The 22,129-nt window shown below is 45.9% G+C and carries 17 protein-coding genes and 3 tRNA genes; 14 read left to right on the plus strand and 6 right to left on the minus strand.

The window, feature by feature from the left end:
• Positions 1 to 38 precede the first annotated feature (38 nt).
• Together T487_RS0108905 and T487_RS0108910 are read left to right on the plus strand one after the other, a co-directional pair.
• On the plus strand, positions 39 to 377 hold the full coding sequence (locus T487_RS0108905; protein ID WP_031576574.1) for a hypothetical protein: 339 nt from the start codon (positions 39 to 41) through the stop codon (positions 375 to 377).
• Between the two features lie 103 nt (positions 378 to 480).
• The gene (locus tag T487_RS0108910) at positions 481 to 858 is read left to right on the plus strand and encodes a hypothetical protein (RefSeq protein ID WP_031576576.1); all 378 of its coding nucleotides are present in this window, start codon (positions 481 to 483) and stop codon (positions 856 to 858) included.
• A 152-nt stretch (positions 859 to 1,010) separates the two neighbouring features.
• On the opposite strand, the gene abc-f is transcribed toward T487_RS0108910, so the two are convergent.
• Positions 1,011 to 2,654, minus strand: a complete 1,644-nt coding sequence (gene abc-f, locus T487_RS0108915; RefSeq protein ID WP_031576578.1) for a ribosomal protection-like ABC-F family protein — start codon at positions 2,652 to 2,654, stop codon at positions 1,011 to 1,013.
• Between the two features lie 205 nt (positions 2,655 to 2,859).
• Positions 2,860 to 3,687 (minus strand): phosphatase PAP2 family protein, encoded by an 828-nt coding sequence (locus T487_RS0108920; protein ID WP_031576580.1) that lies wholly within the window; start codon positions 3,685 to 3,687, stop codon positions 2,860 to 2,862.
• A 247-nt stretch (positions 3,688 to 3,934) separates the two neighbouring features.
• On the opposite strand from T487_RS0108920, the gene T487_RS0108925 reads away from it, so the two are divergent.
• Both T487_RS0108925 and T487_RS0108930 read left to right on the plus strand, forming a co-directional pair.
• A complete protein-coding gene (locus tag T487_RS0108925) occupies positions 3,935 to 5,839 on the plus strand; it encodes a heavy metal translocating P-type ATPase (protein ID WP_031576583.1) in 1,905 nt (634 codons plus the stop codon).
• A 20-nt stretch (positions 5,840 to 5,859) separates the two neighbouring features.
• Positions 5,860 to 6,243 (plus strand): VOC family protein, encoded by a 384-nt coding sequence (locus tag T487_RS0108930; RefSeq protein ID WP_031576585.1) that lies wholly within the window; start codon positions 5,860 to 5,862, stop codon positions 6,241 to 6,243.
• A 91-nt stretch (positions 6,244 to 6,334) separates the two neighbouring features.
• Here T487_RS0108930 and T487_RS0108935 read toward each other — a convergent pair.
• A tRNA-Leu gene (locus tag T487_RS0108935) sits at positions 6,335 to 6,421 on the minus strand.
• A gap of 161 nt (positions 6,422 to 6,582) precedes the next feature.
• Here T487_RS0108935 and glsA point away from each other — a divergent pair.
• The 5 genes from glsA to T487_RS0108960 all read left to right on the plus strand — a co-directional run bounded on the left by glsA (position 6,583) and on the right by T487_RS0108960 (position 12,548).
• Positions 6,583 to 7,500 (plus strand): glutaminase A, encoded by a 918-nt coding sequence (glsA, locus tag T487_RS0108940; protein ID WP_031576586.1) that lies wholly within the window; start codon positions 6,583 to 6,585, stop codon positions 7,498 to 7,500.
• Positions 7,501 to 7,617: 117 nt separating this feature from the next.
• Positions 7,618 to 8,763 carry a chorismate synthase gene (aroC, locus tag T487_RS0108945; protein ID WP_051651634.1) on the plus strand — a complete coding sequence of 382 codons (1,146 nt, stop codon included), beginning with the start codon at positions 7,618 to 7,620 and terminating at the stop codon, positions 8,761 to 8,763.
• A complete protein-coding gene (polA, locus tag T487_RS0108950; protein WP_031576590.1) occupies positions 8,741 to 11,365 on the plus strand; it encodes a DNA polymerase I in 2,625 nt (874 codons plus the stop codon). Before aroC ends, polA begins: the two co-directional genes overlap by 23 nt.
• Positions 11,366 to 11,377: 12 nt before the next feature.
• Positions 11,378 to 12,004: a dephospho-CoA kinase gene (coaE, locus tag T487_RS0108955; RefSeq protein WP_036909342.1), complete on the plus strand. Its 627-nt coding sequence runs from the start codon at positions 11,378 to 11,380 to the stop codon at positions 12,002 to 12,004.
• The gene (locus T487_RS0108960; RefSeq protein WP_036909343.1) at positions 11,976 to 12,548 is read left to right on the plus strand and encodes a lytic transglycosylase domain-containing protein; all 573 of its coding nucleotides are present in this window, start codon (positions 11,976 to 11,978) and stop codon (positions 12,546 to 12,548) included. Before coaE ends, T487_RS0108960 begins: the two co-directional genes overlap by 29 nt.
• Positions 12,549 to 12,628: 80 nt before the next feature.
• Here T487_RS0108960 and T487_RS0108965 read toward each other — a convergent pair whose 3' ends face one another.
• From T487_RS0108965 to pulA, 3 genes are all read right to left on the minus strand, one after another.
• Positions 12,629 to 13,873: an ABC transporter permease gene (locus tag T487_RS0108965; RefSeq protein ID WP_031576596.1), complete on the minus strand. Its 1,245-nt coding sequence runs from the start codon at positions 13,871 to 13,873 to the stop codon at positions 12,629 to 12,631.
• The gene (locus T487_RS0108970) at positions 13,873 to 14,775 is read right to left on the minus strand and encodes an ABC transporter ATP-binding protein (RefSeq protein ID WP_031576597.1); all 903 of its coding nucleotides are present in this window, start codon (positions 14,773 to 14,775) and stop codon (positions 13,873 to 13,875) included. The genes T487_RS0108965 and T487_RS0108970 overlap by 1 nt, the downstream gene beginning before the upstream one ends.
• A gap of 187 nt (positions 14,776 to 14,962) precedes the next feature.
• A complete protein-coding gene (pulA, locus tag T487_RS0108975) occupies positions 14,963 to 16,975 on the minus strand; it encodes a type I pullulanase (RefSeq protein WP_051651623.1) in 2,013 nt (670 codons plus the stop codon).
• A 333-nt stretch (positions 16,976 to 17,308) separates the two neighbouring features.
• Here pulA and T487_RS0108980 point away from each other — a divergent pair.
• The 5 genes from T487_RS0108980 (at position 17,309) to T487_RS0109000 (ending at position 22,085) form a co-directional block, all read left to right on the plus strand.
• Positions 17,309 to 17,394, plus strand: a tRNA-Leu gene (locus T487_RS0108980).
• 36 nt (positions 17,395 to 17,430) lie between these two features.
• Positions 17,431 to 17,515: transfer RNA gene (locus T487_RS0108985), tRNA-Leu, on the plus strand.
• A gap of 413 nt (positions 17,516 to 17,928) precedes the next feature.
• Positions 17,929 to 19,353, plus strand: a complete 1,425-nt coding sequence (locus tag T487_RS0108990; RefSeq protein ID WP_031576600.1) for a LuxR C-terminal-related transcriptional regulator — start codon at positions 17,929 to 17,931, stop codon at positions 19,351 to 19,353.
• A 213-nt stretch (positions 19,354 to 19,566) separates the two neighbouring features.
• On the plus strand, positions 19,567 to 19,998 hold the full coding sequence (locus tag T487_RS0108995; protein WP_242848039.1) for a hypothetical protein: 432 nt from the start codon (positions 19,567 to 19,569) through the stop codon (positions 19,996 to 19,998).
• A 20-nt stretch (positions 19,999 to 20,018) separates the two neighbouring features.
• Positions 20,019 to 22,085 carry a hypothetical protein gene (locus T487_RS0109000; protein ID WP_031576604.1) on the plus strand — a complete coding sequence of 689 codons (2,067 nt, stop codon included), beginning with the start codon at positions 20,019 to 20,021 and terminating at the stop codon, positions 22,083 to 22,085.
• Positions 22,086 to 22,129 lie beyond the last annotated feature (44 nt).

The following is a 22,129-nucleotide window of genomic DNA, read 5'->3' on the forward strand; positions in this document are numbered from 1 at the left end:
GAAAGAAAAGGGATGCTTCTTTAAAGGAGGAGAACAGAATGAAACTGACCTTCTACACCAGTACAAAAACTGGTATTTATGCCATCACCTTTATGATCATGGCGGTGATTCTCGTGGTGGTTGTGGCGTATCTTGGACAGGACATGGAGGTGGAACCGGAGGGAAGCTTCTTTGATCATATGAACCTTGCTGTGATGACGCTTCTGGCCTTTCTTTTTTCCATCATCTCTTTGGTGACAGGACTCCTTGCTGTAATCCGGGACAAGGAAAGGTCCATCCTCTCTATGGGTGCAGTGCTGTTATCCTTCGTGGCTGTGTATTTTGGCACCATGGAGTTTATCGGGGAGATGAACCTCTTCAATCTCCAGACCAAATGATTGGAGAAGGGGGCTTTGTAACCGAAAGGTCATCGCTTTGCCTTGAGTATTCTGTACAATGATGGAAATAAGGGACACTGAAAGATATTTGAGGGGGAATACCATGAAAAAGTTCACGATACTCTTGATATCGATACTGCTCGGAATCTTCATCATAGGTTGTGACCAGAAAAAAGAGGTTCCTGAAAATGAGGATCCCAATGATTCTTCAGTGCAATGGGACAGGCGCCCTGCCATATTAGTGGACAGAGAGCTGTATCTTTCTACCGGAGAGATTTTATCTATTGAAGTGGATGAAAGCAGCATAAGAACTGTTTCTTCTGTGACTTCATCCCATCTGATGCCCACAAAAGAGGGAGAGATTAACTTTCCTTTTCCTGAAGCGAAATACGCTAAGATGACAGTAGAGACGGACTATGTGGTGGTTATGGTAGAAGAGAAGTGGGAAAAGTTCTTAAGAGAAAAGGACCTGAAGCCATAATAAACCATTGTGGAATAATAGGATAGGGATTAATCTTTTTGTAGCCTCGGATGTAAAAGATATTTCAAAGCAAACGAGAGAGAAACCCATGACTTTCCTTTAAGAGAAAGATCATGGGTTTCTATTTTTCATCACATCATTTCAGCAGTTCTTTATTTCATATTGAGCTGCCTGATCTTTTCTGCCAGAGCAAAGAACTCCTTTTCCAAGTATGGACGCTCTTCTTTCTTCGCCTGGAGGAGCTTATGGGAGAGCTCTGCCTGCCTCATTTTAAGCAGAAGGATCGTTTCTTCTGTTTTTGGCTTATCATCTCTTTCCAGATATTCTGTGAGGGTCCCTGGAAACCGTGTGAGCTGTTTGTCTTTCAGATGCCAGATTTCTTTAGCCACCTGCTTCATAAAGTAGCGGTCATGTGTAATGAGAAGCATGGCGCCTTCATAGTCTTTTAAGGCTTCCTCAAAGACTTCTTTGGTTTCCAGATCTAGAAAATTGGTTGGCTCATCCAGAATGAGAAGGTTGCATTTCGTGAGAAGGAGCCGAAGAAGAGATACCCGGAGCTTCTCTCCATAGCTTAAGTGCTTCATGGGAAGAAATACAGAGTCTCCTTTGATCTTCAGGCCGCCCAGAAAGTTACGGATGTCGCTTTCTATAGGATGTAGTGGGAGTAGAAGCTCCAGTGGTGTCTCCTCCTCATTGAAGCCAGTGAGCTCCTGAGAAAGATACCCGAGCTGCACCGATGGGGAGACTGTGACGGTTCCCTCGTGGGAGAGTTCACCAAGAAGAATTTTCATCAAGGTGGTTTTACCCGCCCCATTTTCTCCGAGAAGTCCGATCTTATCCCCCCGTCTGATTTCTAAAGCGATGTCCTGAAAAAGTACCCGGTCAAAGGCTTTTCCAAGACCTTCCCCACGAAGGAGCACCGGAGGTGTTTTCTCCTCGGAAGTGAGAAATGACAGCTTCACTTCTTTTTCTGAGGTGGGTTTCTCTTTCACCTCCAAGAGTTCGATGCGCTTTCGCATGGACTTTGCTTTCTTCTGGAGCTGCTTGTTTCTTCCTCGAAGATAATCGTTCTGAGACAGAGTCTCCATTTTGTTCGCCTTTTGGGAAATTCCTTGGGCTGCAGCTTCCAGAGCTTTTTTCTTTCTGGTGTATTCCACATATTCCATGTTCTCCCGGGCCATGTCTTCGTCCCGCTTTTTTTTGAAAGCGGTATAATTTCCGGTATATTTTTTGAGCTTTCCTTTTTCCAGATGATAGATCTTAGAGACGCTATGATCGAGAAATTCCCGGTCATGGGAGATGAGAAGCACCGCACCATCGTACTCTTTCAGGAATTCCTCCAGGGCCTTGATACTTTCCACATCCAGAAAGTTTGTGGGTTCATCCAGAAGCAGCAGAGGTGGAAGCTCTTTGATGGCATTGAGGAAGGCGAGTTTTGTCTTTTCGCCACCACTCATGTGCTGAAATGGGGTGTGCAGCAGCTCTTTCATTCTAAAGGCGTCCATGAGTTTCAGGACTCTCTTGTCGTAACTTTGGGAGTCTTCCAGCAGTTTTTTCAGCGTGGATTCCTCTAAAGCCGACTGCTGACTTAGATGGCCATATGGGACAAGAATCTTCCCGTAGCCTTTTTCTGGAGAAAGTTCCCCCAGAAGGATCTTGAAGATCGTTGTTTTTCCGGACCCGTTTCTTCCAAGAATGCCAATGCGGTCTTTGTCGTTGATCTCCAAGGAGATGTCATGAAAAAGGTCCTTGGCTGGAAAGCTCAGGGTCACAGTTTTTAATTGCGCTTTGAGCAAAAAAATCACCTCGTCTATTTTCTGCCTGCCCAAAGCATGGGGAGGCAGAATTATTTGGTTTTATCTGTGATCGCTGTTGTCATCCACATTTTTTCGTACCTCCGTGTTTTTTTTCAGTATACGGCAAAGACTCTGTAATCTCAAGAAAATAAAGAAAAATCCTGCAGGAAAGAAAAGTAGATCTTTCTGTCCTGCGGGACTCTATCTATAGATTGAATTTCTTGAAAAAGAGGGGGTAGAGGAATATAGCAGTAAAGGTCACCAGGAAGTAGCGGAGAAGATCATAAAGACCTTCCTCTGGGAATACTGCCCCCAGGCCTTCTTTAATGAGGAGAATGAGTAGAATCCCAATCAGCACTCGAAGAACTTTCTTCAAAGGTGTGCCCTTTACCTTAAACTGCACATAGTTCTTCTCTAGAAGGATGCCCAGGAAAAAACCGGCATAGGAGCCAAAACTTTTGATAAAGTCCTCGGACCCTGCAAAGAAAAGAGTGGGGATAAAGAGAAGAAAAGTGAGGGTATAGAGCACTTCGGGCTTCATCTTCTTCAGAAGCCTTGCACAGAGAAAAGCCGTAAGGAGTCCAAGAAGAATACCCACCACAGCATCTTTTGGGTAATGAACGCCCAGATAGATTCTAGAGAGGCCAATGAGAAAGATCAATATACCAAGAAGGAGGGTGAGCCATTTCTTTTTAAACTCTATCATAAAGGCTCCGCCTGTAGCAGCGCCATTTTGACTGTGACCGCTGGGAAAGGACTTTCCCGTGGCGGTTTCAGGCCGAAGGGTTCGGATGCCTTCTTCACCGATGGGCCGCTCAAAGGAGAACATCTCTTTTAGGGTATTGTTGAGAAGAAGACTTGTGAACACGGTATAGGCGAGGGTTTCTCCGAATTTCTTGTTCATCGTCCAGTAGATGATAGCCAGAAGCGGCACCATGAAAAGCTCCTCTCCAAAGATGGTGATGCCTTCAAAGAATGCGTCCAGAAAAGGTGTGTGAATACTTTGTACTGCGCGGATGAGATCTAGTTCCATGACATTTCCTCCAGTCTATATGCTTTACTTCTATTGTAGTGCTTCTTCAGAAGTTTTCAACAGTCATGAATTTACTATTGTTTCTCAATGAGAATCAATGAGAATGAATGTCGCTCTCAATTAATAAGAATGAATATTAAATTATAATAATTCTATTTACAGATAATTATTTCTAGAGTATGATGAAGATAAGAAAAAATACCCTGCCATTTCGGGGAATTCAGGCAGGAAGAAAGGGGAAAGAAAAATGGACGGTGTGGCAACGGAAAATAAAGATTTTATGAGTAAAATAAGACCTCATCTGGAACTGATCAATGCAGCAGTCAGTGGTGTGCTGATTCTTCTGGGGTGGTATCTTTTAACTGCCAAAGAAGAATCACGAGCCATTCCTGTGATCTTCATCCTGGCCTATGCCATTGGAGGATATTATAAAGCAAAAGAGGGGTTCTTTGAGACCTTTAAGCAAAGAAGGCTTAATGTGGAGCTTTTGATGATTTTAGCTGCTGTAGGATCAGCGGTTATTGGTTACTGGATGGAAGGGGCGATCCTCATCTTCATCTTTGGCCTCAGTGGCGCCTTAGAAACCTATACCATGAACAAAAGCCATAAGGAGATTTCAGCTCTGATGAACCTTCAGCCAGAAGAAGCTGTGAGGATTTTAGATGATATGGAGGAGACGGTTTCTGTGAAGATGCTCCGTGTAGGAGATCTGCTTCTTGTGAAACCCGGCGAAAGAATTCCAACCGATGGAAAAATCATAGAAGGTGTCAGTGCCATCGATGAAGCTGCCATCACAGGAGAGTCTATTCCAGTGACGAGAGGACCTGGGGATGAGGTTTATGCAAGTACTGTCAATCTGCGGGGAAGTCTTAAGATTGAGATGACCAAAGCCAGTGATGAAACTCTGTTCAGTAAGATCATTGCCTTGGTTCAAAATGCCCAGAGTGAGAAGTCTCCTTCCCAGCAGACCATTGAAAAGTATGAAGGGCCTTATGTGTCTGTGGTGCTGATTTCGGTGGTTCTCATGATGTTTCTGCCAAGAGTTCTCTTACAGTGGACCTTTGAGGAGTCTTTCTATAGAGCCATGGTGCTGCTTGTTGTAGCCTCTCCTTGCGCTCTGGTGGCCTCTGTGACGCCTGCGACCCTTGCAGCCATAGCCAATGGGGCCAAAAATGGTATCCTCTTCAAAGGAGGCGTCCATCTGGAGAATCTATCAAAAATCAAGGCTGTGGCCTTTGACAAAACAGGAACCCTCACCAAAGGAAAGCCGGAAGTGACGGATGTGGTTCTTTGCAGCCATGTGGACCGGGAAGACTTTCTTGTGAAGATTGGAGAAATCGAAAGATATTCCACCCATCCTCTGGCAGGTGCGGTGGTGAACTATGTAAAGAAAGAGACAGAGAAAACCTTTGAAGGGGTCATCTCTGAAATGGAAGACATTGCTGGGTTTGGCGTCAAAGCCAAACTGGATGGCATACTCTACAAGATGGGAAATAAAGCCTTTGTGGATGGAGAACAGGGAAAAGCCTTTATGCTGGATACCGTGGACAACCTGGCCCATGAAGGAAAGACCGTCATCTATGTGAGAGATGAAAAGGAGTTTTTAGGGATCATTGCCCTGAAAGATGTGGTGCGGGAAGATGCGATCCTTGCCGTGGAAGCGCTTCATAAACTTGGCATCAAGAGCGTCATGCTCACAGGGGACCATGAGAAAACAGCAGAAGCCATTGCCAGAGAGACCGGTATTGATGTCTATGTGGCAGGATGCCTGCCGGAGAAGAAAGCTGATGAAATCAAACATCTGGAAGAGACCTTGGGGAAAGTGGCCATGGTGGGAGATGGCATCAATGATGCACCAGCTTTAGCTACAGCCACCGTAGGCATCTCCATGGGAGAAGGCAGTGATGTGGCCATGGAAACGGCGGATGTGGTGCTTATGAAGAACTATCTTCCTAGAATTGCGGATACTGTAAGGCTTTCCAAGAGGATGAACCGCATTGTGAAGCAGAATATGCTCTTTTCCGTACTGGTGATCCTGACGCTCATTGCCTCTAATTTCCTGCAGCAGGTGAATCTGCCCATCGGGGTGGTGTTCCATGAAGGAAGCACCCTCCTTGTGATCCTCAACGGACTGAGGCTTCTGAAAAACTGATGTTGTAGAAGGAGACTACTATGAAGATTGAACATGCAGCTCTTTATACGGAAGATCTGGAGAGGATGAGAAGCTTCTTTATGAAGTATTTTGAAGCCTCTTCCAATGAACTGTACCATAATCCCAAAACGGGGTTTACCTCATACTTTCTTTCCTTTCAGGAAGGCGCGAGGCTGGAAATCATGAACAAGCCTCAAATGGAGAAGACTGGGGATGCTCTTCTAAGAACAGGGTTCATCCATCTTGCCTTCAGTGTGGGGGCAAAAGAAAAGGTGGATGTATTGACAGAAACCTTCAGAAAAGATGGCTATGAAATTCTCAGCGGTCCCAGGACCACGGGGGATGGATATTATGAGAGTCTTATTCTCGGGCCGGAGAGGATTCAGATTGAAATCACAGAGTAAGAAAGAGACCGTCAGACAGTGCAGTAAAAGATCTGTATCTAGGATAAAGAAAAAACTCCAAAGCATACAGCTCTGGAGTTTTTCTCGTTGATGGTGCCGGTGGCCGGGGTCGAACCGGCACGGTATCACTACCACGGGATTTTGAGTCCCGCACGTCTGCCAATTCCATCACACCGGCATAGGTAATTTAACTTACTTAAAGATGATACCACAGAAGACTTCAGAAAATCAAGGGGCAGAAAAAAGAAAAACGGCTTGTCAGGTCACTTTCAGGGGATTCAAAAAGAAGAGTTCTCGTGCTACTATAGAGGAGATAGAATTCAGGGGGGAAATTGAATTATGGATATTTTTTTAGATAAAGCGCTCCAAAAGGGAGAAGATGTGGCGCCTCTGGGGCAGGTAGCCACCTATATACCGGAACTGGCTAAAGGAAGCGTCTCTGATGTGGGGTTTGCTCTGATGGACCTGGATGGTCATCTTTATACAAAGGGCCAGGCGGAAAAGAACTTCACACTGCAGAGCATCACCAAGGTGATCACACTGCTTCTTGCGCTGGAGGACCTGGGGAAGGAAAAAGTCTTCACCCATGTGCACATGGAGCCCACAGGAGATCCTTTCAACTCCATCATGTCCTTTGAGGTGAAGAATCCTGAGAAGCCCTTCAATCCCATGATCAACGCAGGAGCCATGGTGGTGACCTCTCTCATTCATGGAGAGACTAAGGAAGAGAAAATAAGAAGGATCCTGGATTTTTCTGGAAGGCTCATGGGAAAAGAACAAGTGCGATTTGACCAGGAAGTGTACCTGTCCGAGAAAGAGACAGGGCATCGGAACAGAAGCCTCGCCTATTTCATGAAAAGCACTGGCATCATGAAAGGGGACGTGGAGGATATTCTGGATCTTTATTTCATGCAGTGCTCTATCCTTGGAAACTGTGTGGATATTGCGTGCATAGGTGCGGTGCTTGCCTCCAATGGCATTCATCCCATCACCAAAGAGCGTGTGGTGAAAAAAGAGCATGCAAGGATCGTCAAAACCATCATGACCACCTGTGGCATGTATGATGCTTCTGGAGAGTTTGCCGTAGCCTGTGGGATTCCAGCAAAATCCGGTGTGGGTGGAGGCATTCTCGGGGCAGTGCCTGGCCGCTATGGCGTGGGTGTTTTTGGACCAGCTCTGGACAAAAAAGGAAACTCCATTGCGGGCATTGAGATGCTCATCAGTCTTTCCAAAGATTTGGATTTCACCATATTTTAAGGATATTTTACTTAAAAACTCACAGTTTATTAGGAATCTTTTCGGAAGATTCCTATTTTTTATGCCCTTATCTAGGCTATAATGGAAGATAGAAACACTGAAAGAAGAGGTGATCTGATGCTGCGATTTCTGGATACGGGAGAATCCCACGGAAGAGGACTTTGCGCCGTGCTGGAAGGCCTTCCAGCTAATTTTCCCGTGAATATAGAGAACATCAATAAAGAACTGGAAAGAAGACAAAAAGGGTATGGCCGCGGAGGCCGTATGAAGATTGAGAAGGACTCCGTGGAGATCATCTCAGGTCTCTCTGAAGGAAAAACCACAGGGGCGCCCATGACCCTTCTCATCCAGAACAGAGACTATGAGAACTGGCGTCTGAAGTCCCAAGAAGAGACCTTTGTTTCTATACCAAGACCAGGGCATGCGGATCTTACCGGAGAATACAAATATGCCACAGGAAACCTCAGAAACAGCATTGAAAGAAGCTCCGCCAGAGAAACGGCGATCAGAACGGCTGTGGGTGCTGTCTGTAAGGAGGTGCTGAAAGAGCTTGGCGTTACAATCCGGTCCAAGGTCCAGACCCTTTATGGACTCAATGACACCTTCTGCGACCTCTTTGACGATGGACTTTATGATCTCATAGAGAAGAGTCCCATGAGGGTCCTGCGCCATCAGGAGGAGTTCATGGCTCTGGTGGATTCCGCCAAGAAAAACGGTGATTCTTTAGGCGGCTGGGTCTACGCTTCCTGTGAGGGGGTTATGGAAGGCCTCGGGTCTTTCATGCATTATGACAGGAGACTGGATGGGATCCTTTCTGGTGCTCTCATGTCCATTCAAGGGGTGAAGCAGGTATCCATCGGAAACCCGTTCTTCATCGCCACAGGTGCCCTCTATCATGACGGTATCACTTATGAGGATGGAAAGATCGTCCGCACCTCCAATCATGCCGGAGGCATTGAAGGAGGCATCTCCAATGGAGAGCAGCTGGAAGTCTACTGCTATATGAAGCCCATTCCTAGCCTTCTTCTGAAGCTTCCATCGGTGGATCTCAAGACTAGGAAGAACTCTGATTCCAGATATGAGAGAAGCGATGTGACAGCGGTGGTGCCGCTTTCCATTGTGGTGGAACATGTGCTGGCCTTTGAGCTTTTAAAAGAAATACTGAACACTTTCTCCAGGGACAACAAAGAGGAGCTCCTCGCATCCATAGAAGTGAGAAAGATAAGAATAGGAGAAATTTATGAAAAGACTACTGATTATTGACGGCAACAGCATTATGAACCGTGCCTTTTATGCGAACCCGAACTTTATGACCTCTAAGGGACAGCATACCGGGGCCATCTACGGGTTTATCAATATGATGATGAAGATCCGTGGAGATCTTTCTCCAGACTATGTGGTCTGTGCCTTTGACAGAAAAGCGCCCACCTTCCGGCATCTGGAGTATGACGCCTATAAAGCGGGAAGAAAGAGAATGCCTGAGGAGCTGGCTTCCCAGTTTCCCATTCTGAAAGAAATTCTCGGTTATATGGCCGTGGACATCATGGAGATTGATGGATTTGAGGCGGATGATCTCATCGGGACTCTGTCAAAGCTTGCAGAAGAGGATGGGGATGAAGTCTATGTGCTTTCTGGAGATAAGGATACGCTGCAGCTGGCTTCGGAGAAGACCAAAGTAGTCATCACGAAAAAAGGAGTCAGTGTTGTTGAAACCTACGATGAGAAGAAGTTCATCGAAGAGTTTGAGATTACCCCCACCCAGTTCATTGACGTGAAAGGCCTCATGGGAGATCCTTCTGACAACATCAAGGGTGTTCCTGGGATTGGTGAAAAAACAGCTTTCAAGCTCATCAAGGAATACGGATCCATTGAAAACCTTCTGGAGAATGTGGAGTCTGTCACCATGAAGAAAGTCCGGGAGAATTTAATAGAGTATCAGGAAGATGCCATCTTCTCCAAGCGTCTTGCCACCATCATCCGGGATGTGCAGATTGATCTTGATTTGGAGCAGTTCAGAAGTGATGACGGATATGACGAGAATGCGCTTCGGAAAATGTTCTCGGAGCTGGAGTTTAAGAGCCTCCTTTCAAAGCTCTCCATTACACAGGAGGAAAAGAAAGAGGAAGAGCCTCTGGAAAAGATTCCCTATGTGGAGGTGAAAGATGCGGAAGGTCTGAAAGACGGTCTGAAAGAGCTGAAAAAGACCCTGGGAGAGAATCCGCTGTCGGTGCTCTTTTTTGTGCACCATGCTGCCAAGCTCTCAGAAAGAACCATGCAGTGGATGGTCCTTTCCACTAAAGAGACAAGTCTCTATCTCCATACAGAGGAGCTTTTCAAAGAGGAGTCCGCTGTGGCGCTTCTAAAGGACCTACTGGAAGAGGAGAGTGTAAAGAAAATTTCCTTTGATATGAAAGACGGGGTCACGGTTTTAAGAAGACTGGGCATTTTAGTTGGGGGCATCCATTTTGATGCAAACCTTGCTGCGTATCTTCTGGAGCCTGCCGATGGAAAGCTTCAGCTTCAGGATCTGATGCTGAAAGTGCTTCCTGACATCCGGGTACCGGAAGGAACAGACAAAGAGATTTTCCTTGGCAGAAAGCTCTATGACCTGTATGAGAAGCAGTACAAGGAAATGGAAGAAACAGAGCTTCTGCCGCTCTTTTATGAAGTGGAGCTGCCGCTGACGTCCATCCTTGCGGATATGGAGATCGAAGGGTTCCATGTGGATGAGAAGCTTCTGGATGAGATGAATGTGACCTTTAAAAAAGACATCGATGCCCTGGAAGCGGAAATTTATGAGCTGGCGGGAGAATCCTTCAACATTAACTCGCCGAAGCAGCTGGGTGTGATTCTTTTTGAAAAATTGGATCTTCCCGTGATTAAGAAGACCAAGACCGGATACTCCACCAATGTGGAAGTTCTGGAAGCCTTGAAAGACAAGCATGAGATTGTGGAAAAAATCATGCAGTACCGGACGGTGACGAAGATCTTCAGCACCTACATTGTAGGACTGAAATCCGCCATTGATGAGGACGGCAGGATCCACTCCACCTTCAATCAGACCTTGGCCACCACCGGGAGACTGTCCAGCACTGAGCCAAACCTCCAGAACATTCCCATCAAACATGAGATGGGCAGAGCCGTGAGAAAGGTCTTCATTCCCCATGATGAGGAGTCGGTTCTTGTGTCCTGCGACTACTCCCAGATTGAGCTGAGAGTGCTGGCCCATATATCAGGAGACGAAAAAATGATCGAGGCCTATAATGAGGGCATCGACATCCATACCAAAACGGCTTCCGAAGTCTTTGGGGTTCCACTAGAAGAGGTGACCTACAAGGAAAGAAGCAGCGCCAAGGCCGTGAACTTCGGCATCATCTATGGCATGAGCGATTTCAGCCTGGCTGGAGACCTGGGCATCACAAGAAAAGAAGCCAAAGAATATATGGACATCTACTTCTCCAGATACCCCAAGGTCAAAGACTATCTGGACGGTATTGTGGAAGAGGCGAGAGAAAAAGGCTTTGTGAAGACCATCATGAACAGAAGGCGCTATATTCCAGAGATTCATGAGAGGAACAAGATCGTTCAGGCGGCAGGCGTCCGCCTTGCCATGAACAGCCCCATCCAGGGCAGTGCAGCAGATATCATGAAGATGGCCATGGTGAAGGTCTATGTGGCGCTGAAGGAGAAGAACCTTCATTCCAGGCTCATCCTTCAGGTCCATGACGAACTCATTGTGAATACCAAGAAGAGCGAGCTGGAAACGGTGAAGGCACTTCTGAAAGAGGAAATGGAACAGGCAGTGACCCTAAAGGTGAAGCTTTCTGCGGAGGAATCCGTGGGCGACACCTGGTTCGACTGTTAAGAGGGCATCTTTATGAGAATTGGACTGACTGGAGGCATAGCTTCGGGTAAAAGCACTGTGTCTCTCTATCTGGCTTCTTTGGGTATGGAAATCATTGATGGAGATCTTTTGGCCAGAGAAGTTCTGGTGCTTTATCCGGAAATCCTTACATATCTTCAGGATACTTATGGCGACCTCATTTTTCAGGAAGGTCAGCTGGACCGAAGAGCGCTGGGGAGAATCATCTTTCAGGATGAGGAAAAAAAGAGAGCTTACCTGGATGTCATCATGCCGAAGATTGTGGAGGAAGCAAGAAAAAGACTGAAGGAAGCAAAGGGAAGCTTTGTGGTGCTGGATGCCGCTCTTCTTTTCGAGGAAGGACTGGAGAAGGATGTGGATATCACAGTGACGGTCTTTGTGCCTTATGAAGTGCAGCTGGAAAGACTTCTAAAGCGGGATGGACTGACGGTTTCTGAAGCCGTGTCAAGAATCCGGAGCCAGATGCCTTTGGCAGAAAAGAAAAGAAGAGCCGACCATGTGGTGGACAACAGTGGCAGCAGAGAAGAAACGTATCAGCAGATCAATGAGATTCTGAAGTCACTGGGCTTTGGAGAAATCAAGGGACAAGAAAATGAAAAAAAGAAAAAAGAAGAAGAATAAAGGCGGAGTGATCTTTTTCCTTCTCCTCCTGACGGGGTTCCTGATCTTTTCAGGGAGTGTGCTTTACGGCAGGCTGTTTCCTCTGGAATATGAGGAAGTAATTGAAAAGTACGCTGCAGAATATGAGGTAGATCCCTATCTTGTGTATGGCCTCATCCATACAGAATCGAGGTTCCAGACCTATGCCATATCTCCGGCTGGAGCCATGGGACTCATGCAGATCACGCCGGAGACCGGTGAATTTATCGCCAAGAGGCTTCAGATGGAAGACTATGAGGAGAGCATGCTCTATGTGCCGGAAGTGAACATCCGCATGGGCATCTACTACCTGTCCTATCTGAAAGAGAGTTTTCCTGTGAAAGAGACCAGGCTCGCAGCGTATAATGCCGGGCCCAACCGGGTCAAGGGATGGCTTAATGACAGCACTGTGGGCAGTGGAGAGATCCTCCACAGCATTCCTTTTGAGGAGACGAAAAACTACGTGGAACGGGTGACTTTTCGGGAGACCATTTACCGGATCCTTTATTTCTATAGAAACTTCTAAAAAAACAGAACCCCCAGAAGACGTCCCGTTTGGTGTCTTCTGGGGGTTTTTCGTATACTCTCTATACTTAAAAAATCTTGTTAGGCTTCTTTACTTTCTTTCAAGGCCGTGCGGATGAGCTTGATGGTATTGCCGCTGTTTCCGTAGTTCAGCGTACCATAGCGGTAAATCTTCACACTGAGCAGCGCAATGGCTGCGGTGGTTGCTAGGAGAATCCCGTAGGACAGTGCAAGCTCCAGGAAGGAGATGCTGTTGATGGCATAACGCACAAACATGGCCATGAACGATGTGAAGGGCACGTAGGAGGCTACTTTCAGCACCAGGCTCTCGGGGAAGTTCAAGGTGAAGAGGGAGATGAAATAGGCCGCCATGGAGAACATGGTGACAAGAGTCGTAGCCGAGGGTACATCTTCCACTTTGGACACTAGGGCGCCAATGCTCGCATAAAGGAACAGAAGCAGGAAATACCCGGTGGTGCCAAAGAACAGGAAGACCAGAAGAAGCTTCGGATCGATGCTGAGCTTTAAAAACTCCTGGATTTCAGGACTGTAGTTTCCTCTGTTCAGAAGATAGCCGCCAAAAAGGGAAAGTGCGATGAGACCCGCCTGGAGAATCCCTGCAAGACCAGATGCCAGGACCTTACCGATGATCAGGCTGTTTGGGTGAGTGCTGGTCACAAGGATTTCCATGGTGCGGTCGCTTTTTTCTCTGGCCACTAAAGTAGCCACATTGTTCCCGTAGAACATGACAATCATAAAGAGCACAATGATGAGCGCATACACCACATAGTAGTTGTTCTGGGAATCTTTCCCGAGGACTTCTTCTGCACGCTCGATGCTGATGCCCTGGAGGATTTCTTTGATTTCAGAAGGGTTGTAGCCTTCTTTTTCCAAAGCCAGGTCCTCGTTGTAGCTTCTCAGCACTTCATCAAATAGAAAATCGCCACCGGTGAACATGGATATATTCTTCACCACGGCGGTATAGGAGGAGGGAGAGGTGACGATGTAGCCACTGTCCATGGTGCCATCCAGGACCTTTTCCTGAAGTGCATCTCTGGATGGGAAGAACTCCAGGGTAAACCCGGCAAGCTTTTCCTTCAGCACATCTTCTTCCAAGGCGCTGTTTTCAATGACAATTCCAAGAGTGCCCAGGTCTTCTCCTGGCTCTTCAATGGGTGCATCTTCTCCTTCAAAGGCCTTCATGATGGTTGGAAGGGAAGTGCCGATGAGGGCAAGAAGACAGACGATGAGGGTGGTGATCACGAAGGATTTCTTTTTGAGAAGTCCCCTGAATTCAAACTGAAAGACGGTCAATAGATTCTTCATTATTTTTCACCTGCCGTTTCCACAAATATGTCTGTGAGGGTGGGGTAATAGGGAGAGAAGCTTTCGATCGGGATCTTTTCTTCCAGAAGGGGTCTGAGGATGGCATCGGACTCTGTGTTTTCTGCCATGTGCAGAATGTAGGAAAGCTTGTCCTTTTTAAGATCCTTCAGGCCATGAGGAGAAAGAACAGAATACAAAGTGTCTTCTGTTGCGGAGGTTTTCAGTCTCAGTCTGTCTTTTCCCCGTTCTTCTTTGATTTTCTGAAGGCTTCCGTGAAGCACAATCTCTCCTTTATTGATGAGGGTGATCTCATCACAGAACTCTTCCACATAGGACATCTGATGGCTGGAGAAGATGACCAGCTTCTTCTTCTTGATGAGCTCTAGTATGATGTCCTTCAGCACCATGGAGTTCACCGGGTCCAGTCCACTGAAGGGTTCATCCAGAATGACGATGTCGGGGTTGTTCACAAGGGCTTCCACAATCTGGATCTTCTGCTGGTTTCCCTTGGAAAGAGTCTCAAGCTTTTTCTTCTTGTATTCCAGAAGGTTGACTCTGCCGAGCCAGTAGTCGATGTTCGCTTCGATTTCTTTCTTCTCTCCGCCTCTCAGCATGCCGAAGTAGCGGAGCTGATGTCCGATCTCTTCTTTGGGATACATGCCGCGTTCTTCTGGAAGATAACCCACTTTATAGTCGTCAGGGTTAAAAATCTTGCTGTCCATGAGAAATTCACCGGCATCCTGTTTAAAGACGCCCATGAGCGCTCGCAGGGTGGTGGTTTTTCCAGCACCGTTTCTGCCTAAAAATCCCATTGCTTTGCCGCTTTCCACCTGGAAGGAGATATCCTTCAGGATTTTCTGACCGGAAAAGCTTTTATGTATATTTCTAATTTCCAGTTTCATACAGTCACCTCATTTATTTCGATTTGTGATACTGTTAACAATATATACCATGGATATGAGAATGTCAAATCTAGCCCTGTGTAAGGTTACTCTATTCTATGGAGAGAAGACTCTTTGATGGTGAAGTGAGAAGGGAAAATAATAAGCCACAGCAAAGGACGATGTCCTGATGCTGTGGCTTTGAGAGCTATGAAATGGAATCTCTGGTCATGAGAATCATGGCAGAGTAGGGTTTCAGGGTCACTGATGTTTCTTTGGTGCTCCATAGAGGAAGAATGTCAGCATCATCCTTATCCAGCAGCACATCCCAGTGAGCACTGGGGATCCTCAGTTTAAAACTGTTCTCACCGCCGTTGAAAGCCACCAGAAGGGTGTAGAACCCATGGGGATCTTTCAGGGTATAGGAGATGAAGTTTCGGTCTTCCGGTCCGTAGAAGCTGAGATATTTTCCAATCTCTTCTGCTGTTCTTAAGCGGAATGCCGGGTATTCCTTACGAAGTGCAATGAGTCCTTTGTAGTACTGAACCACATCGATGTTTCTGGATTTCTGACTCCAGTTGAGGGCATTCACCTTGTCACTGGATCGGTAGGAGTTGTGGTCTCCATACTTGGTTCTTAAAAACTCCACACCTGCATGAAGGAAAGGGACCCCCTGACTGGTGAGGACGATGGTGTTGGCAAGCTTTGCCATGTCTTTCAGAACTTCTTTGCTCTTTCCTTTGTTTGCCGCCTCCAGTTTGTCATAGAGGGTCAGATTGTCATGGGCGGACACGTAGTTGATGCTCTGTCCTGGATTCTGTGCCCAAGGAAAATCTGTATAGAGGATCTTTCTGTAGTTCACCTGGGGGTGATAGACAGCCCCAGTGATACCAAACTTTACAGATTCTCTCTGTCCTCTGCTGCTGACAAAGCCGCCTTTCTCATTGAAGAACACGTGGCCTTTGATGCCGTCACGGATATCGTCGTTGAAAGCGCCAATGCCAGGCACCTGACTGATGTTTCTCTTCACCAGGCGCAGGTCTTCATGAAGGGGGCTGTTTCCGCCGGTCCAGCCTTCTCCGTAGAGAAGAATGTCCGGTTTCACGGATCGGAGAGCTTTCTCAATCTCTCTCATGGTTTCTGTATCATGGATGCCCATGAGATCAAAACGGAACCCGTCCATTTGATATTCTTCTACCCAAAAGAGTAAAGAATCGATGATGAACTTCCGCATCATACGTCTTTCGGAAGCAGTTTCGTTGCCACAGGCCGATGCGTCTGTAAACATTCCGCCGCTGCTTCTATGGAAATAGAGGGGTACGGTTTTATGGAAGTTGGAGGTCACTCCGTCGTAGGTGTGGTTGTACACCACATCCATGATGACGCCCATACCGTTTTTATGAAGGCTCATGATGAGGCTTTTGAGCTCTTTGATTCTTGAGGCTGGATCTTTCGGATCTATGGCGTAGGATCCTTCCGGAACGTTATAGTTGAGAGGATCGTATCCCCAGTTGTAGGCTCCGTCTTCTCCAAGCTCATCCAGGGCATTGAAGTCAAAGACGGGCAGAAGCTGCACATGGGTGACGCCCAGTTCTTTCAGATGGGAGAGTCCTGTGGTGTGCCCTTTTATATTTCGTGTGCCGTCTTCGGTGAAGCCCAAGTATTTTCCTTTTGCTTCTATATCGGAGTCCTCGTGGATGGAGAGGTCTCTCACATGCACTTCATAGACCACAGCATCCACGGGGTTTTCAAGAAGAGGAGCCTTGTATGTCCTGAAGTTTTCTGGATCCGTTTCTTTCAGAGAAAGAAGATAGCCTTTTTCACCGTTGACGCCAACACAAGTGGCGTAGGGTCCAGGTGTGTAGGTGACTACCTCATCATGGTGCACTTCAAAGAGGTAAAAGTGATTGATGGCCATGAGAGGAAGTTTCAGAAGATGGGTGCCTTTTTCGCTGGGTTCCATTTCGTAGGTGAGAAATGGTGTTTTCTCTTCTGCGCTGGTATACAGCTGGAAGTTCACTTTCGAAGCCATGGGTGCCCATAGCCGCACTTGGATATGGTCTTTTTCATATTGGATAAAGAGATCCTTTCCATCATAAGTGAGGTTCTCGTTAAAGTATTCTGAGTCATAAAAGTCCGTCAGGCCTTCAAAATTCGGAAGAATTTTTGGAAGGGTTGCGAGTTCCCCGTGGACGGATGTGGGAAATATTTTTTCTGCCATGTACTACTCGTTCCTTTTTTCTTTAAAATTCCTTGGAAAAACGCTGCACTTTTTCAGCGGATCCCAAGGGAAAGTCACAGGTTTATAATACAGAATATTACTTGATATCTCAAGGATTATCTAAAAATTATCCCACTTGCTGCCTGCCGGGATTTCCAATGGAGCGTAAGAATAGAACCTGATGGATGAGATTTTTTTGTTTCTATAAAGCTTGAGCCTTAAGAGCTTTAGACGCTCACCAGAAAATAATGCTGATTTTATGAGGATTTCATGAATTTTCTTCTTGACTATTCAGACCGAACTGGGTAGAATAATACATGTGATAAAAAACAGGCAGATGTGGCGGAATGGCAGACGCACTATCTTGAGGGGGTAGCGGGCAACAGCTCGTATGGGTTCAAGTCCCATCATCTGCACCATTTTTTATTATTTTTTTTGCTCAAAAACATATACCTGCAGATGTGGCGAAATTGGCAGACGCACTAGACTTAGGATCTAGCGCCGAGAGGCGTGGGGGTTCGACTCCCTTCATCTGCACCAAATGAAAACAACCCGAGGATAGAAGTACTTCTAACCTCGGGCTTTTTTTTGTAGTATAGTATTAATATTATATGCAATAATGTGGATAAGTGAATTGGCGTGAATGAAACATATTAATTCATAAAGATATGTGTTTGAATTTGCTTGTTAATACTTTATCGAGTTCTGTGGATGATAGTATTACGCTAAAAAAGGATTATTATGTAATAACGTATATGTTATAATTAAGTAGTAATATAAGCTTGAACAAACAAAGTATGAATGGATTTCTAACATAAAAATAAGTTGTGGAACTGTCATCCAGGATTATAATTTGACAGTATTAAACCACATTTGTGATAAAGCTGCAGATTTCAGTACTGCAAGCGCTTAGTTTACTTTAAACAGGAGTGGATGAAGAAAGGAGGTACAGTATGAATGGGTATAAAGTTATAAATGCCCGTTTTCTTTCTATTGCTGGGTTTTCATTTCTCTTTGCCTATATTCTGTCATCCCCGTTTGAGGGTCAGGTGCTATATAGCATACTTCATTTAAACGAAGTTGATGGTGCCAGGTATATCCAGTCTGCAATCATTTCACACTTTATTGGACTATTTACCTGTGGACTGTTTGTTAAATCTCCTGAAATGGCGAAAAAGACGATGATGATCGGGATGGGGATTTGTCTTATTGCTATGCTTCCTTTCTTTTTTGAGCATTCCTTCCTATGGATGGTTGGATTAGGTATCAGCGGATACTTCAGCGGATGTGCGGTTGCATCATGGGGTTTTTTCCTCAGAGCTTTTACGCCAAAGAATGAACGGACGAAGTCTGTTGCCGATGTACTAATTTATTCCAATCTGATTATGATTGCAGTAAACATGATTGCTATGAATCATTCGCCGGTTTTAGGGCTCAGCTTATCGCTACTTTGTCTTGTGATTGGAATGTATTTCGTTTGGAGGATGCCTGTCCATAAGGAGAATGAAGAAACTAAGCCCAATAAAACAAACACCATCAATCATACAGGCAGGAGAAACCCATTGATATTGTTGAGTCTTTTTATCTTTATTGTGACCATCAACTCAGGTCTCATGTATCAAGTCTTCAATCCTGCTTTTGAGCATCTGACTGGTCTTGCGAGTTGGTATTGGGCTATACCTTATATCGTTGCTCTTGCTGTTATGCGTAACCTGCCAGTGGGCGTAAAGCGTTCCAGAGTCATTTATTTGGGTATAGCCATGATTATTGGCGCTTTTCTCAGTTTTATGCTGCTGGGTAGAAATGCGCCGGACTATCTGATTATAGACACACTGATGCTTGGTGCTTGCGGAATCTTTGATCTTTTTTGGTGGAGCATTCTTGGAGAAATGCTGGATTATAGTGACAATCCAGTGAAGACCTTTGGCATTGGACTTTCCGCAAACGTTTTTGGTGTTCTTTTCGGTGGAATCCTAGGTGTAGGGATCACATCTGTCGGACTCTCTGGTGCAGAAGTTGCGGTGATTGCTCTTACCATAGTGAGTGTAACACTGATCATGCTTCCTCCTTTAAACCATCAGCTTGTTTTGGTGCTGAAAAGTCATACTTATCTAAGGACTTATGATATTATGAATCAGACTCAACAAACAGAGATTATTCATCTGACGAAGGCACTTGATCCACTGACTGTTCGGGAACAAGAGTTATTAAAGCTGATTCTTTCTGGTAAATCCAACCGTGAGATTGCAGAAGCTTTGTATATCAGTGAGAATACGGTAAAAACTCATGTGAGAAATATTTTTTCGAAATATGATGTTTCAAGCCGGGTGGAACTGATCAGTACAGTATTGAAATACCAAATACGAGATGAGATATAAAGCCACATAAGAACTGTAAAAAGAGGCTCCTCACCCGAAAGGGTGAGGAGCTTTTTTAGTGGTATCATTCTATAGTGTGATGTGATTTGAGGCATCCTTGGGTACAATGTAGTCGGGAGGAGGTATGGTAAAAAAATGAAATCAATCCGAAAAAGGCGTAATGAGTATGTTTTGATATTTGTGATAAGTATAGGGATTACAGTGTGGCTCTCTATGACATCTAATTTGGAATTTTCTTTTTTGGTTGGTGTGATCAGCATTCTTTCTTTCCTGTTATTGGTAAAGCAGATCCGACTTCTTCATGATGCAATGCTCATTTGGGATAATCTGATCCTCTCAGTGCCTCTGGATATTTTTTCTGAATTAAATCATCGTCTCAATATAGATTCTGGAGAAACGGTAATCTCAACTTTTGGTGTCCTCATCGGATGTGAGATCTATAAGTGGGGTTTAGAAGGTATAGATGGAGTAAGGTTACTGTCTGCACAGTTCGATCTTGAAAAAATTTATCTGACATTTGGCGATGAAGCCCAGACTATGCAGGTAGAACTGATTCATGGCATACATCGAAAACAGGCTATAGAAGAGGCTGTGCAGAAGCTGTGGCATGAGACAGGTGTAAAGGCGAAGATATGTGATTGGTAAGGAAAAGGAGGAAAAACAACATGAAGAAGTTAGGGTCAATGATACTTGCAGTGGTGTTATTAATGACTGGACTTGCTGGATGCAATCAGGGTGGAGGTGCTGATCATACTGAAGCGGTAACACTTTCGCCGGAGGCTACAAGCGCTGCCCTACAAAATGGTGTTCATGTAGAATTAGGAGAATATGTGCTGGATGGTGATGAAAACCTTACCGTCACAAAAAAGTCAGTTGAAGTGAGCAAGTCTGAAGGTTACAAAGTAGAATCCTACGACATTAAATTGGGTGATCTCACTGAGCTTTCAGACTTCATCACTCTACGAATCCCTTATGATACCACATACTGTGAGGAGGGACAGGATCCCTCGAAATGTGTGGGTGCAAAGTATAAAAATAATGCTACTGGTGAGTGGGAGGATGTGCTGTTTGAGGTGGATTCGGACAGGGATGAGATAATCATTTATACTGACCATCTCTCCACCTATGGCGTATTTCATGTTAAAAATGAGGGCAGGCGAAACGCTGAGATCACAAACATTTATGCAGACATCTCCGATATCGACAAAAAGCAGGCTATGGAAACCCTTCGTGAATATGTGAGGGGAAGTGGCGTGGATGGAGAAGAAGCGGCGGGGCTTGCGGCAATGATTCTCACTGCCCATAACGGACTGATGGGTGGTATAGCTGAATCTGTAGGTGAAGTGGGATTTGGCACTGATCTAGCAGGTACGATTCTAAATATGGCATCCCTCGGCAGCCCAACCTTTGATACCAGTCTGGCTGATTCTGCCTATAAAAAAATGAATAAGCTCGGGAAAGTAGCGGCTGCAGTAAAGATCGGTGCAATAATGTTGAGCACAGAAAAGACAGATGCGGATACTCTTGGCTTATATAAGGATACTGCAATGCTTGCGCTCTCTTATGCTGAATCTGCTGCATGGGGACTTGCAGCCAGTGGACTTTTCATTTTTGACTACACCATAACCAGTCTGTTTGAGCAAGGTTTGGCCATGAAGATGGATCAGATAAATGAGGTCTACGCCTTTTTCAACGATGAATATGTCAGTAAAGACAGGCAGGGCTTTGAATGGACAGCCCGCAGTCTGAAAGATTGGCGGCAGGTGCTGATCGATATAGCTGAAGCCAATCCCAACGATGCCGATGCCAAAGCTGCCATCGAAGCGGAGATCGAACGCTATGCTCGTGTATTCTGGACGCTGAGTAGTGGGGAGATGGATGTTGTCGTTTCGGAAATGAAGAAGAGCAGCAAAGGCTCCGCAACCATCCCCAATGCCACTGAGGCGGAGGTCAAAACTATGGTAGGCGGATACAAGGCGCAGCTTTATGAACGACTCTACCCGGTAACGCAGTCCGTCAGCGTGTATATGCAACGCAAGGCCGAGGCTGCGTATCTGGCCGCGCTAAACGAGGTCAAAGCGTTCTTTAACCAATCCATCACCTTCAACATCGTGGAGGACGTTCCCGATGGCGAGAAGTCGCAGTATGACGGCTACGCCCTGCGCTTCGCCCCGCTTTCCGAAAACGCGGTGAAGGAGAGCTGGCGCGGTACGCTGAAGGGCGCTGCCGGGGCTTCCACCAAGTTTACCCTGCTTGGCTATGTACAGGCCGGTTGTCCCAAGGAGCTGCAACTGTTCAAACCCAGCGACGACCCCGAAAGCGACGAGCCGGAGCTGACGCTTGGCTTCAAGCTTTCCGCGCCGGTGACCGAGGTGAAGCTTGGTGGATTGCCGCTGGAGGGGCTTTTGGGCACTTATTCTGCGACATTTACATCTGAAGGTGAGACCGCTACCTACAACTTTACTTTTATGTACTACGAGGGGCAATTAGTATTTATGCCGGAAGGTAAAGATTTTGGCACCGCTTTCTTACTTTTGCCGGGGCCGTATAAATATGACCCGTCCACCGCTACGGCGACTTGTGAAGCGCCAAGTGATGCTTTGTCTTTTTCTACTCATGTTAGATTCATTTCCGAGGAAGGCACGGTTCGTTTTTCAAGCGACAATACTGTGGAAGATATTAAAGAAGGGAGAACTTCAACAGTCTACGGAGAGGGCATTAAAACTGATTAGGGCAATAATTGCCCATCCATAGCAAAGCGAATCAAGGAGGGCTG

The sequence above is a fragment of the Proteiniclasticum ruminis DSM 24773 genome (assembly GCF_000701905.1).
In the GTDB taxonomy this organism is placed as follows: domain Bacteria; phylum Bacillota; class Clostridia; order Clostridiales; family Clostridiaceae; genus Proteiniclasticum; species Proteiniclasticum ruminis.

What these genes read in the sequence shown, in the direction of transcription:
- T487_RS0108905 (WP_031576574.1), top strand. Translation starts at nt 39, where the DNA reads ATGAAACTGACCTTCTACACCAGTACAAAAACTGGTATTTATGCCATC.
- T487_RS0108910 (WP_031576576.1), top strand. Translation starts at nt 481, where the DNA reads ATGAAAAAGTTCACGATACTCTTGATATCGATACTGCTCGGAATCTTC.
- T487_RS0108920 (WP_031576580.1), bottom strand. Translation starts at nt 3,687, where the DNA reads ATGGAACTAGATCTCATCCGCGCAGTACAAAGTATTCACACACCTTTT.
- T487_RS0108925 (WP_031576583.1), top strand. Translation starts at nt 3,935, where the DNA reads ATGGACGGTGTGGCAACGGAAAATAAAGATTTTATGAGTAAAATAAGA.
- T487_RS0108930 (WP_031576585.1), top strand. Translation starts at nt 5,860, where the DNA reads ATGAAGATTGAACATGCAGCTCTTTATACGGAAGATCTGGAGAGGATG.
- glsA (WP_031576586.1), top strand. Translation starts at nt 6,583, where the DNA reads ATGGATATTTTTTTAGATAAAGCGCTCCAAAAGGGAGAAGATGTGGCG.
- aroC (WP_051651634.1), top strand. Translation starts at nt 7,618, where the DNA reads ATGCTGCGATTTCTGGATACGGGAGAATCCCACGGAAGAGGACTTTGC.
- polA (WP_031576590.1), top strand. Translation starts at nt 8,741, where the DNA reads ATGAAAAGACTACTGATTATTGACGGCAACAGCATTATGAACCGTGCC.
- coaE (WP_036909342.1), top strand. Translation starts at nt 11,378, where the DNA reads ATGAGAATTGGACTGACTGGAGGCATAGCTTCGGGTAAAAGCACTGTG.
- T487_RS0108960 (WP_036909343.1), top strand. Translation starts at nt 11,976, where the DNA reads ATGAAAAAAAGAAAAAAGAAGAAGAATAAAGGCGGAGTGATCTTTTTC.
- T487_RS0108965 (WP_031576596.1), bottom strand. Translation starts at nt 13,873, where the DNA reads ATGAAGAATCTATTGACCGTCTTTCAGTTTGAATTCAGGGGACTTCTC.
- T487_RS0108970 (WP_031576597.1), bottom strand. Translation starts at nt 14,775, where the DNA reads ATGAAACTGGAAATTAGAAATATACATAAAAGCTTTTCCGGTCAGAAA.
- pulA (WP_051651623.1), bottom strand. Translation starts at nt 16,975, where the DNA reads ATGGCAGAAAAAATATTTCCCACATCCGTCCACGGGGAACTCGCAACC.
- T487_RS0108990 (WP_031576600.1), top strand. Translation starts at nt 17,929, where the DNA reads ATGAATGGGTATAAAGTTATAAATGCCCGTTTTCTTTCTATTGCTGGG.
- T487_RS0108995 (WP_242848039.1), top strand. Translation starts at nt 19,567, where the DNA reads ATGACATCTAATTTGGAATTTTCTTTTTTGGTTGGTGTGATCAGCATT.
- T487_RS0109000 (WP_031576604.1), top strand. Translation starts at nt 20,019, where the DNA reads ATGAAGAAGTTAGGGTCAATGATACTTGCAGTGGTGTTATTAATGACT.